Below are 12,898 nucleotides of genomic sequence, written 5' to 3'. Positions count from 1 at the left end.
AATTGGCGCGAACAATAAATTTAAGATAAATATAATTTTTCCAAAATAAAAATAGAAATAGTCTTAAGCTTCCTATTTCCAAATCTCAGGTCAGTTAGCTTATCCTCCCATAGAAAAGGTCGAATAAACATAATATGTTTCATTTGTATCCATCCTACCAAGTACATATTGACTTAAGTTCGTTCAGTGGTTAGCTTTGTTGCTATGAACAACCTTCAATAAAAACGTGAGCGTGGTTATAGCATGACAGCTATGTTCCTTTTCATCTTTAATGAGAACATATTCTGAAGTTTCCATTAGTCCACCTTTTCGATTGAATAAACTATCGGTTCCAATAGGTACCCCACAGCCCATAAAAATTCCCTGATGCTTAATCGATAGAACAGTCCCATTTTTATAATATTCCTTCTCTGTCTTCGTTTGTGCCGCAGCTTTAAGGAGAGAAATAAGCTGCATGATCATGACAATAAAAAGAATGGTTTTCATACTTATATAATTATAGATTTAATGAGAAGATAACAGATCAAGATAAACAAGACATTTACTCCTGAGGGTTTTATAGCAAATCATAACTTCTAGCCAAAAAAATATACCCAGATTTACCTATTTTATTCGGCCCAAATCTGTAGACTTACTGTTGGTGGACATGTTTCTCGGCAATGACTGTTTATAGAAATTTAACGGGGGCAGCATCATTGCATTATTATCGCTTGTTCCTAGCAATAATATGCTAGGAAAATCCTAAATTTAAATAAAAGCAATCGGATGAAAAAAACTGTTTTAACCATAACATTAAACCCCTCGGTCGACAAGAGTACCAGCGTTCAAAATATTGTTCCCGAAAAGAAATTGCGCTGCGATCGCCCAAAGTATGAAGCTGGCGGTGGCGGCATTAATGTAAGTCGGGCGCTCAAGCGACTTGACATACCTTCAGATGCACTTTTCACATCTGGCGGAAAAACGGGCAGTATGCTCGAGAATTTATTGAAAAAGGAAGATCTCGATATCCTACCCGTGCATTTAGGCAGTGAAACAAGGGAAAATTTTATCGTAGTAGACAAGACCACTAATCAACAATACCGATTTGGATTTCCAGGCGAGGCGTTTTCGAAAAATGAACAGGATGAGATTCTGGCTCTTATCGACCAAATAAGCCCAGCACCGGATTTTGTCGTCATTAGCGGTAGTCTCCCCGGCGATGTTCCTGCTGACTTTATTGGACTTCTTATCAATAAATATAAAGCGAAAGGAAGTAAGGTAATCGTGGATACTTCAGGCGATGCACTGAAAGTAGCACTTAAAGAAGGAGTATTTTTATTGAAACCCAATGCCGGTGAGTTGGCGGCCCTTGTTGGAAAAGAGGAACTGGAAAACGCCGATTTAGATCACGCTGCTCAACAAATCATTATGCAAGGTCAAGCTAACATTGTTGTCGTCTCTTTGGGCGCTCAAGGAGCTGTATTGTACACCGCGACAGAAAAAATTCAGATGGTACCACCACTTGTAAAAATACGGAGTACTGTCGGTGCCGGGGATAGTATGGTTGCCGGCATGGTATCCGTCTTGGTCAACCAGGGCACAACTGAAGAAATACTCCGTATGGGAATCGCATGCGGTTCGGCCACCACAATGGCTGAAGGAACTGCGCTCTTTCAAAAGAAAGATGTTGACAGGTTGTATAACGAGGTCAGAAAACAATAAAAATGTAAACCTCTGCTAGCGCTTAGCCTGTCTTATCATTGTTGGTTGCTAACTTACAAAAAGGAGATTTTTAACCTATTCAGTTACCATTATCTATGCATTTTAATAAAATTCAGCACCAAAATCTTTTTGCCTATCGAAGATTACGCAGGGCGATCGGTTATTTGGGCATTTTTTTACCCATTATCTTAGTATTACTTTCGCTATTCAAGTTTTTCGGCACCGGTATCCAACCTTCGATAAGTCACTATTACTTCTCAAACCTGCGGGAAATTTTTACCGGAACATTATGTGCTGTAGGTCTATTTTTAATTTGTTATAAGGGTAATGGCAACAAAGTCTTCTGGAAGAACGACAACTACCTCACAAACCTTGCGGGATTCATGGCTATTGGAGTTGCATTTATACCGACGGATCCGATCGGCACCAGCTGTACACAATGTACATTGATCTCTTTTGGCTTAAAGGAACTGCATTATGGATTTGCTGCAGTGCTTTTTCTCACTTTTGCCTTCCTCTCTATTCACGTATTTACGATTGGCCAGGCGCTCAATACAGCAATTCCAATCAGCATGGTCAATGAAAATAACATCTACAGATTTTGCGGCTATGGTATAATCTTTTGTATTGCCTTAATCCCATTTAAGCTTTTTGAGTATGCCACATTGGTCTTTGAAGCACTTTCACTGTTTCTATTTGGCACTTCATGGCTTATTAAAGGACGGGCCTTGGGTGACAAAGGTATTATTGGCAGAAAATTGTATCGTGAGCAAAATATCATAGACACCGAAGAAACGGTGCCTCAATAGGAATTTAGCAGCTGCTCCCCTCCCCGACAACCTCCGCCTAGCTCATGGCGTCCTAGCTCCGGAATCAGATTTCTGATCAGATACGACCTGTTTCTCCTCCTGCGTAAGCGGGGCTGGAGGAATCTCTCCGCCCGAGCGTTCGATCTCCTGAGTTTCGACATGTACCGCAAATTGAGCCGGCTCAATCGGAATACCCATCACGGTTGCATACTCTCTGGTGTAAATCGCTCCAAAATATAATATAGCAGCCGTATAATACACCCATAGTAAAATCAGGACAAAGGAACCTGCAGCACCATAGGTATCCTGGGTTGCCGAATGTTCCAGATATATTCCAATCAGGTAACGGCCCAGCACAAATAAGATGGAAGTAAATAGGGCTCCTGCACGTACATTACGCCACTGAATATTGACGTCGGGAAGAACCTTAAAGATAATGCTAAAAAGTACGAATATAATACCAAACGATAATGCAAAGTTGATTCCGTCAACCAACATGACGGTCATGTCAGGAAAATAGCGCTGTAACTGTCCAGTCAATGCCAAAATTATACCATTGATGATCAGGGTAACCACCAGTAAAAACCCTAGGCCGATGACTAAGGAAGAAGATAACAAACGATCCTGAATTAACTTCAACCAGCCTTTCTTTGGCTTGGCCCGCACATGCCAGATTTTATTGATCGAATTTTGGATATCCCCAAATACACTTGTTGCCCCTAAGATTAGGGTGATACTACTGATCAGCAGGGCCATATTGGATTTGCCCGATAGTTCGAGATTTTGAATAACTTCCTGAATCTGTTTGGCGGCACTGTTACCGACTAATCCCCGTAACTCCATAAATACCTTGCCTTCAATGGCATCTTCGCCGTAAAATATGCCCGCTAGGGAAATGATCAACACGAGTATCGGGCCAATGGAAAAAACGGTATAGTAAGATAAGGAGGCACTATATTTCATGGAATCTTCATTCAGAAACCCGGCAACTGAACTCTTCAAAATTCGCCAGTAGGTCTTTATTTTACTTCGACTTTTAGTCCTTATATCCATATTGATGGTCTTTTTTAATATGAATAAACCACCTACTGGCAAAGAATGTTTTGGATTTACGAAGAAACGCTGCCGGGTAACTGGCGAATTCCCTTGTTATTCATACGAATAATCCCGAATGGTCCCCTGAAGAATAAGCTGATTGGACCGGACAACTTTCAAACTCAGATCCATATCCGATGCAATGGCCTTTAGCATTAAAACCGGAGGCACTTTGAGGCCATTCGGCCAGTCTGCAAGATGAATCGCCAGGTGCGAAAGACTATTGGTCTTCGCGTATTTTGACTGTAATTTATCTATCGTTGGGGCAGTAGATAAGATACTGACCTGATCATCTCTTTTCTGAAACCATTGGTAAAATAACTTATTGGGCAAAAATTTTGGTAATCCTGCATCACCTCTTACGCTCAACCTAACATTAGGCACTTTACTTTCATAAGGGGTTTTCTCCTCCACGGTTTCAAAATTGTCGTTGACGGCATAATTAATAATGGTATCCGTTTGTACAACTTGATTATTCAACACTTCAATGTCAACATAATCCCCATTTGCATGCGCCATAATCGAGTCCGCGGCTAACGGTAGATCAATAAGAATATCCTTTATCAGGGTTTTCAAACGTTTGTCCGGAAAATTGACCCAGCCTTTGCCAATATAATCCGCATCGACCAGCTCACGGACAAGATATTCTTGCGGAAAATTCCATGTATTTGACTGAAGCTCCCCCATAATTTCAATGCGGCTGCCTTTCAGGTCAAATTCTATGAAATTTTTTGTTGAAATATCGCTATAACGCAACGATTTACGTGTTAATTCACTCGGGTGATTAATGAAACTTTCAATGGAGATACGATCAGAGTCTGATTGGATTAAGCGCAGCATCTCTTCCTTCTTTTTGTCAAGATGAAAGCCCAGTCCTACCAATAGAGCGTCTCCTTTCCAGACAAATGCTATTTTATTCGCCTCCTGGTATGCATAATTTACTCCCGGAGCAGCATTATTTTCAATGGAATCCACAGAAAGGCCTTCTTTTAAAAAGGTCAGAAATTGCTTTTCATTTTTCAGATCCAAAAATGCATAGAAGTTCTTCGCGCTATCTTCAAGAGAAAAAAGAAATACATTGGCCTTGATATCGATTCCATTATCCTTTAGCTTAGTCAATTTTTTAGCGAAGTCCTGTCCTCCCTTTGGTGCCGTCTGCCAATTATCAAAGAGTTGGTTAAGCAAAATATCATCCAATGAGATGGTTAATAATGCCTTACTCTTTTTATGAACGACAGATTTATACGACTGCTGCTGTCGAACGATATAGATGCCCCAGCCTATTATCGCTAATCCTACGATAATTCCTAAAGTCCAAATTATTCCTTTTTTAATCATTGTCAGTTACATCAATTGGTTCATCCAAGTTGTATTGTTCATCCGGCACAATTCCATCTAGCAATTGGTTGATCACAAACTGTAGCGCATTGTTTGCCTTTGTCGGTAACTCAAGTTGCAAATCTGTTTCCAATCTATCACCAACAATTCCTTTCGAACTCAACGTAAAATTACCATAATTATTCAATTCATCTAATGTAGCGCGCCAACTATTGCCCAATATGAGATTCAAATCTTTTGTTAACCCTGGTATTTTCTTTGTTTGGAAAGCCGCAGAAAATTTACTTCCTTTCATAAGCTTAACAAAAGATGCATTGGATTTGGTCGAATAGCTATCTTTGTGCAAAATTTTATTTAGCTGCAGGCTATCGTTGCTGATCATCACCAGATCTTCATGGAACATCAGGTATAAAGGAAATTCTTTGCCATTGCCTTGTTTGATTTTGTAGATACCTCCAGCAAAGCTTGCATCGGCCTTTGATACCGCGACATCCAATGCCTTTTTAAAAATCCTTTGATCTTCAGATGTAAACATCCAGATAAAAGACGGTACCCGCTCCTCCTTGGTTTTATGAACCTCCTTTACATCGTAATTATCGTCGTAATCGTAATCAACATAGTCGATCTTTAAATTAGTGATTCCATTGACGACAACCAAATTATCGCCGGGCATAATTTTGGCGATAGCCTTTTCATCCAGTGCAATTTCAAGTCCAAGGGCCATAAGCTCAAGGACCTCATTTTCTTTTCCAAAATATTTTTTCAGGTTTTTTGTAAAAAATACTGGTATTTCCTTCAGGTAAGCTTCGGTGTTCACATTGACATTAAAATATGCGAATGTTTCCGCTGTTAAATACTTAGCGAACTTCGGATTGGGCTTCCTGGCGTACAATTTTTTGGTTAGGCTTATCAAGTCTTTTCCCAAAGTCACGCTGGTTTTCAGCATAATTTTATTGCGTTGCTGGGCCAGATCAAAAAACATGTCCCTATATCCTCTTTCCAAAGAAAAATTACTGGTATTATAATAAGCGTCCACAATCGAGCGGACAGAATGAAGCTCGTTATAAAAGCCGTCAATTTTTGGTAGCCACACACGCACAAGATCGATATTTTTTACTAATCGAGCCTGCTCCTGCGCACTTATACCTGGATATTTACCACTCAATAATTGCTCTTGTTCATGCAGCAGCCATTTTTCCAACAATATATTTTTAATGGAATCATTTCGTCTATCCACTTCCTCAAAAGTCGTATCAAGTGAATCATAGTTGATAGGGTTGTCATAAATCTCCAACGGTTCTCCTTCCTCTTGCTGTAGCTCAGTTTGCAATGTATCAAAGTCAAACGCGTCCCACTCCATTGTGGCGGAATCCGTTAATACAGAATCAGCACAATTAGCAGCAGCCTCATCTGCCGCAGTAGCAGCAGATACCGCAGCTGCGGCATAATCTATATTTTCAATACCATATACCCCTGCGATAGAATCGTTGGCAAAATAAGTTGGTCCAACCTCTCCCTTCAGCACCCTAAGTTCCTTTGCATTCCAAGCGAGCAATTGACCATCCGCCGTTCTAAGTCGGCTATAACCGTTCAAGACCGGAAGCGAAGTCCCTTCCATCTTCAGCAATCTTTCAAAGTGATCGATATCAGCGATCGGGAGAATCAGCTCGCCATACAGCAAACTATCCCTATTATTTCTGTAATATACAGCGACACCTTTTGCGTCCACGCCAGTCTGCTGAAAATCATTTTGCAGATCAAGGTCTTTCTTTTCAAAGTATTTGAAAAAACCAATACGATCCAACAATTTATTCAATGTGGCAGCTTCAGCGGGTTCAACGACCTTGGCTAAATTAATAGCCACTACTGTATTCGAGCCATCGGGTATTTTGCTCACAGATCCCTGCGCATAAACGGTACCGAAACCAGCTCCCAAGCACAATACTACGCCAAAACCATAACGCAGCAGTCTTCTTCCCCGATAACTCGACAAACAATTTGATATAACCATACATTTGATACTTTCTACTACTTATCTATCGCATCAAAAGTATCAAATGCAAGAGGCTATTCTCATCCCTGAATTCAGGTAATTCGAGGATTTCCTTTAAGCTTCTCGTATCAAACCGTATTCTATGGCAGATTTCACCGCCGCGGTCACACTTTTTGTCTGAAATTTTTCCATTAAATTTTTACGATGGCTTTCCACGGTGTGTGAACTGATAAATAAGGATTCAGCAATCTGATTGGTTGTCATTCCTTTAGCCACAAAGGTCAGTATCTCTTTTTCGCGACGGGTAAGTTTGGGAACTTGCTTCAGTCCCGCTTCCGTCTTCTTATTGAGTATAACCTGGGTTTTCGCACAGATGTAGCGCTTACCGACCAAAACATCGGATATAGCGGCAATGATCTCCGTGCCGGTGGCATTTTTTTGAAGATAAGCATCCGCCCCCTCATTTAATATACTGTTGATTACAGCCAGTTCGTTATGAACACTAAAAGCTATAATTTTTAGTTCTTTATAGTTCTCTTTCAATCCCTTTACCAGATCAATTCCATTTGCATCTGGAAGGTTGATATCCAGTAACAATACAAGCGGCGCATCCGATGCAATGTTTTTGGATAAGTCCAGAGCACTTGCATACATACCCACCACCTCAAAATCTTCATGGGTATTAATAATATTTTTTAGTCCCTCCAACAAAAGAGGATGATCATCTGTAATCGCTATCTTTATCATTTTACACTATAATTAAACAAGCGGCATTTCAATTTCTATCGTAGTTCCCTCACCTGGCGCGGACATAATCTTCATATCACCATGTAGAAAAGAAAGCCTTGACTGTATGTTGTGCATTCCTGCGGAATGTTGCAAATCTATCTTTTCAATATCAAATCCCTTGCCATCATCTTCTATCGTTATATGTAAACGCTCATTGTATACAGAAAGTTGTATGATGATATTGCTTGCTTCGGCATGCTTCAATGCATTGTTCACAAGCTCCTGAATGATTCTGTACAGCGAGATCTGGTGCTCTACACTAAAATTGGATTCAAACTGAAGAAATTCGCACTCTACCTGACAATTCGGCTGACTCATCCGTGCGGCATAATCCCTTAGGGCTTCCTGTAAACCGTATTTGACAATCAGATCCGGCATCAGGTTATGTGCGAGTTTACGAAGCTCATCGACGGCATCATCCAATAGTTCAATACTCCGCGTAATGCCCTCCTTCACTGCGGGCTGATTGGCTCCCTTATCGCTGAGCGAGGACAACCCAAGTTTTGTACTCGACAATAATCCCCCCAAACCATCATGTAAATCCCGAGCTAAACGTGTCCGCTCTTTCTCTTCTCCGGCCAGCATGGCGGTCAGATTTTTGATAGCATGCTGCTGGTTATTCTTCTCGATTTCAAGGCCATGTAGGTGCTCCTTTTGCCTCAACGTGTTGGAACGCTGCCAATAGGCATAAAAAAGTAAGATAACAGCAATTAAACAACTAATAAATAACCAGATATAGATCGAGTTCATACGCGATTTAAAAGCAATTTCCTGTTTGGAGACATCAAGTTCCTGCAATCGCTGTTCATTTTCCAGGCGGCTTAATTGCAGGTCTTTTTCCTTTTTGTCTCGTTCCAGCTGAAGTACTTTCAACTGTTGCGTCCGATTTAGTTCGTTTAGCTTTAAATTCTCGACCAATTGATTTTGTCGGTCATTAAGGGCTTTCATCAACTTGATCTGTTGTTCTTTTTTCTCCCCTTCCAATCGCAACCGCATTAATTTTTGGTTCTGCAGTTCCCGTTCATATTTAATTTCAAGTTGTTTGGTTTTATCCAGCTTATCTGAATTGAAAGCCTCCTCGAACACTTTGATATAACTCTTTTGATACTGAAATGCTTCCTCATATCTACCTTCTTCGACGCTCACTTCAGCAAGTCTACTGTAGAGACTGAGCCCTACCTGGTAATCGTAATGTGGTTCCCGCTGTAAGTTATATAGCGCCTGCTGTAAATACTTTTTTCCCTGATCCCGACGTCCATTTTTGAATGCTTCATCAGCCAATATGCCATAAGCTGGTACAGTAAGCGAATATTGTCCGGTCTCCTGCGCAATTTGCAAGGCTTGTTGAGCAAATGAAGTGGCTTTTTTAGCCGAATTTTCGGGATAGAATTCGTGATATAGATTCGCTAAATTAACGGAAACATAGGCCATATCCGTTGGGTTGATAAGATTCTTCTGGTTATTCTTAGCTATTCGATAAGCTTCGAGATAATGTTCCTCAGCTTTCTTCAATATGTTTGGGTCCGTTCGATCTGACCGATATTCTTCCTCAAACAGATAACCTGCCTGCATATAGGCATCGAACAAACTATTTATATTTCGGCCGGCTTTGGCTGTCTCCAGCAAAAGGTTTGTGTACTTCTCCTGAAAATCATAATTCCGCTGATTGGCGTAAATGGCTGTTAACTCCTTATAAATAGCCAATTTCCGCGCTATGTTGGCATCTGTTTGTGGTGCCTTTTCCAAAAAGGTAATTGCTTTGTGAAACTGTGAAACCGCCTGATCCTCTTTGCTCTGTCTTGTCATAATCCAGCCATCACAATAATAAACATACCCCTTGGTACTGTTGTCATTGATAATGGGCAGCACGGACTTTGCATGCTCCAGATAAAAACGTGATTTCTCAAAGAGATGATCGTTGTAGCTATTCATTGCTGCAATGCAATTTAAATAAGCGTAGTACTGTTTATCCGGATAATTTTTGGCCAGTTGAATATTATCGTTGAGCAACTGACTTGCCAATGCTTTCTCATTCGCAAAATATAGCGCCTGTGCATATTTTCCGGTCAGCAGAAAACGCTCTTTACTTCCTAAGGGAAGATTATAATATGATTTCTGTAGCTCCTGCAACTGCTCCTGTGCATACAGCTGACAGCAAGAGAATAAGAAAACTAAGCATATAATAAAGGTTTTAAAAAAAACATGAATACACCCCATAAAGTCTATTAATTCCCATTAGTGGATTGGTCAAACTTAGATAAATTTACTTTTATAAACAATTATAATTGCTGCCAAAATCTACCAAAACCACATAGATCCGCGTCATTTGCGCCATTTCAATAGCCACAATTTCGCAATTACAATGCCCTATACTTACTCTTCGCTATCGCAGCTGAAATTTTTGCCACCACTTTTACCAGTAGGTGCCTCCTATGCAATCTGGTCGGGCATTGGTATTGTCGTCATCACATTGATTGGTATGATTTTATTCAAACATATCCCAGATACAGCTGTAGTGATCGGAATGTTACTGATTTTCGCCGGTGTTATTATTAATGTATTCTCAAAAATGGACACACATTAGCTGATCTCAAAAGTAAATGTGTATTTTTGCAACTTACATAAACTATAGGATACGTGTCGTTAGAGAAACTAAAACTAAGCAAAAGATTGACTGCAACAATGACCGAGCTCGGTTATTTGGCTCCAAAGGAAATTCAGAGTAGGTGTATTTCCAGAATTCTTGGCGGACAAGATGTGATTGCGATTGCTCCTGAAGGTGCTGGCAAGACTACAACTTATGTATTATCGACCTTGATGAAATTAAAGTTCACAAATGATGAAGCACCTAAGTTTTTAATCCTTGCTCCCAATGAAGAGCGCATCGACGAGATCGTTGAAAAATTCTATCAACTCAGCAAAAATAGAGATCTTCGCATCATCGGCTTACGGGCTGGCGGAAGTATGGAAGATGAAATAGAAGAATTAGTTGCCGGAAAGGATATTGTCGTAGCAACACCTAACCGTGCGCGGGCAATCTATCTCAAATTAGCCCTCAATCTGAACCGTATCCAAACATTAATTATCGATGATGCAGAAGAAATCATCAAACAGGGAATGCAAAATCCTGTAAGGGAATTGGCCGAAAGCTGTGGTAAAGTACAACATCTGGTCTTCAGTACCGTTGCGCATCAGAAACTATATGACATGATAGATACGCATCTAAATGAGGATTATGCATTGGTGGAAGTCGATGAACTGGAAAGCGAAGCTATTGACACCTTGGATCTTTTATTGTATCAGCTTCCCAATTTCACCACCAAGATAAATTTGTTAAATTATCTTTTGCAGGATAAAGAAGTTTTTCAGAAGGTGATTGTTTTCGTAAATTCAAAGCTTACGGCACAAAAGTTGGCAACGAGCTTGTTTCAACAGAACAAAACGGAGATCGCAATTTTAAATCCATTGTTTTATGATGATTTTGGGTACGAAACAACAGCAGATTTTATAGAAGACGAACAAGCCCGCGTATTGATCATTGCCCGCGAAAATACCAATGCGGTTGATCTCGCCAATATCCCTTTTATTTTTCAATTTGAATTACCGAATGAAAAGGAGGAATTTTTAAACCATTTAGTCAAAAATGAACAGAATGAGGATAGCGTGGTATTGACATTTTCGACCGATCTGGAACTTCCTATGGTCAGAAAAATAGAACAGGCCGTCGGCAAGAGAATGGACGTATTGGATCTGCCAGAAGATCTTCAGATCTACAATCCCGCAAATGATAAAAAGAAAAAAGCAACTAAGGAAGAACAGGAAGATAGTTCCCGTGGTGGAGCATTTCATCCAAAGAAGGAAAGCAATGCAAAAACTTTCAATTATGGCGGGGGTGAAAAAGCAAAGATGACGATGAAATTGAAAAAGAAATAAAAAAAGGAAGTTAAAAACTTCCTTTTTTTCTGCATGTATCTTTTTTATTGATCCGTATTTATTATTCCGGTATCCATGAGCTCGCCAAGTCCGGATGATTGCCCAGGAAAAATACTTCAATGGATTTTCATCGCTTTTATACTTGTGAAAGCAAGAATGTTTTATTTTAGCACTTTCTTCAGCAGCTTAATATAAGCATTGGCGATACGTTCCATCCCCTGATCATTCGGATGGGCATAATCTACCGTAGAATTTAAGTCCAGCCTCAATTCGCCGCTGGATAGCATAAAAAGCTGGCGAACACCCTGAGACTGTAATTTTTCAAATGTTGCTTTTAGTACACGGCTGCTCTGTTGGTATTCTTTATTTTTATCTTCATTAAAAACCGTATGAATATTTCCCGAACTGTGCTGTGTTAAGATGATAGGCGTTGTTGGATGCTCTTTTCTCAGGTAGGTAACTGCGTTGACCAATAAGGAGTCCAGCTGTTTTTCTGTCAGTGATTTTGTAATCGCGAGATTGGGGATACAGTCCAAAACATAACATGCTGCGTCCACTTGATTCATGACATTTAGGATAGGCTGTTCAAGACGGCCGTTCCCCGAAAAGCATAAATTCACCACTTCGTTATCGAAAGCACGCCCTACCTGACTTGTCCAGGCAAGTCCCGGGCGACTGGTACATGCCCCCTGACCGATAGAGGTCCCGTAGACCACAATGGGTTTTAACGTAGCTGTATGTGTATAGGTCAATTTCGCATGCCCCGGGATACCAATCTTCAGCCATTTAACTGTATTATATAAAGGAAGGTATAAACGATAATTAAAGTTATCATTGTTACCAATATTTTTCCAGGTGTAAGAAATGGTATCCGAAAAATGATAATTACCATAGGCCCATTTCCAGTCTTTATTGGTTCTATCGTAGGCGTAGAGATCCAGACCACTCACACCTGTAGTAGGCATGTGGGGCATATTTAATCCACCAGCAACTTGATATTGCACTGTTATTTCTGACGCCGATGTCTGAAAATCAATGTAGACTCCGGCAGCATTTTGCCCCAGCTCCCATACGGGCTTACGGACCTGCTTCTCCAGTTCATCTGGAAGTCGGCTAAAAGCGGTCAGCGTTTGGTTGTCAAGCCGGCCTTCGACGTGTTTATCTTCAAGCGGAGAAAACCAGGTATAATTTTGCTGTCCTTTGACAGCCGAAAGCGAGAACAGCATGAATGCCATGAAAG

The 12,898-nt window shown here is 40.5% G+C and carries 11 protein-coding genes; 4 read left to right on the top strand and 7 right to left on the bottom strand.

Annotation, left to right across the window (positions count from 1 at the left end):
* Nucleotides 1–183: 183 nt before the first annotated feature.
* Entirely contained in the window at nt 184–486 is a 303-nt protein-coding gene (locus G6053_RS12300) for a hypothetical protein (protein WP_165306613.1), read from the bottom strand.
* 279 nt (nt 487–765) lie between these two features.
* Here G6053_RS12300 and G6053_RS12295 point away from each other — a divergent pair, with 279 nt between their 5' ends.
* Together G6053_RS12295 and G6053_RS12290 are read left to right on the top strand one after the other, a co-directional pair.
* Nucleotides 766–1,701: a 1-phosphofructokinase family hexose kinase gene (locus G6053_RS12295; protein WP_108631938.1), complete on the top strand. Its 936-nt coding sequence runs from the start codon at nt 766–768 to the stop codon at nt 1,699–1,701.
* Nucleotides 1,702–1,796: 95 nt separating this feature from the next.
* Nucleotides 1,797–2,510, top strand: coding sequence for a hypothetical protein (locus G6053_RS12290; RefSeq protein ID WP_108631939.1), 714 nt, complete (start codon nt 1,797–1,799; stop codon nt 2,508–2,510).
* 42 nt (nt 2,511–2,552) lie between these two features.
* Here the strand turns inward: G6053_RS12290 and G6053_RS12285 are convergent, their stop codons facing one another.
* The 5 genes from G6053_RS12285 to G6053_RS12265 all read right to left on the bottom strand — a co-directional run bounded on the left by G6053_RS12285 (nt 2,553) and on the right by G6053_RS12265 (nt 9,942).
* A complete protein-coding gene (locus G6053_RS12285) occupies nt 2,553–3,563 on the bottom strand; it encodes a YihY/virulence factor BrkB family protein (RefSeq protein ID WP_165306612.1) in 1,011 nt (336 codons plus the stop codon).
* Nucleotides 3,564–3,659: 96 nt separating this feature from the next.
* Complete coding sequence (locus G6053_RS12280) at nt 3,660–4,943, bottom strand: hypothetical protein (RefSeq protein WP_108631941.1); 1,284 nt, start codon at nt 4,941–4,943, stop codon at nt 3,660–3,662.
* The gene (locus G6053_RS12275; protein ID WP_108631942.1) at nt 4,936–6,954 is read right to left on the bottom strand and encodes a hypothetical protein; all 2,019 of its coding nucleotides are present in this window, start codon (nt 6,952–6,954) and stop codon (nt 4,936–4,938) included. The genes G6053_RS12280 and G6053_RS12275 overlap by 8 nt, the downstream gene beginning before the upstream one ends.
* Before the next feature lie 96 nt (nt 6,955–7,050).
* Complete coding sequence (locus G6053_RS12270) at nt 7,051–7,683, bottom strand: response regulator transcription factor (RefSeq protein WP_108631943.1); 633 nt, start codon at nt 7,681–7,683, stop codon at nt 7,051–7,053.
* 12 nt (nt 7,684–7,695) lie between these two features.
* Nucleotides 7,696–9,942: an ATP-binding protein gene (locus G6053_RS12265; protein ID WP_108631944.1), complete on the bottom strand. Its 2,247-nt coding sequence runs from the start codon at nt 9,940–9,942 to the stop codon at nt 7,696–7,698.
* Nucleotides 9,943–10,087: 145 nt separating this feature from the next.
* Between G6053_RS12265 and G6053_RS12260 the strand changes: the two genes are divergently transcribed.
* Nucleotides 10,088–10,309 carry an SMR family transporter gene (locus tag G6053_RS12260; RefSeq protein WP_108631945.1) on the top strand — a complete coding sequence of 74 codons (222 nt, stop codon included), beginning with the start codon at nt 10,088–10,090 and terminating at the stop codon, nt 10,307–10,309.
* Nucleotides 10,310–10,362: 53 nt separating this feature from the next.
* On the top strand, nt 10,363–11,658 hold the full coding sequence (locus G6053_RS12255) for a DEAD/DEAH box helicase (protein WP_108631946.1): 1,296 nt from the start codon (nt 10,363–10,365) through the stop codon (nt 11,656–11,658).
* 161 nt (nt 11,659–11,819) lie between these two features.
* Here the strand turns inward: G6053_RS12255 and G6053_RS12250 are convergent, their stop codons facing one another.
* On the bottom strand, nt 11,820–12,893 hold the full coding sequence (locus tag G6053_RS12250; RefSeq protein WP_165306611.1) for an SGNH/GDSL hydrolase family protein: 1,074 nt from the start codon (nt 12,891–12,893) through the stop codon (nt 11,820–11,822).
* Nucleotides 12,894–12,898 lie beyond the last annotated feature (5 nt).

This window comes from Sphingobacterium sp. DR205 (assembly GCF_011064245.1).
GTDB lineage: Bacteria > Bacteroidota > Bacteroidia > Sphingobacteriales > Sphingobacteriaceae > Sphingobacterium > Sphingobacterium athyrii.
The sequence above is the reverse complement of the archived record's forward strand: the minus strand, read 5'-3'. Positions and strand labels throughout refer to the sequence as shown.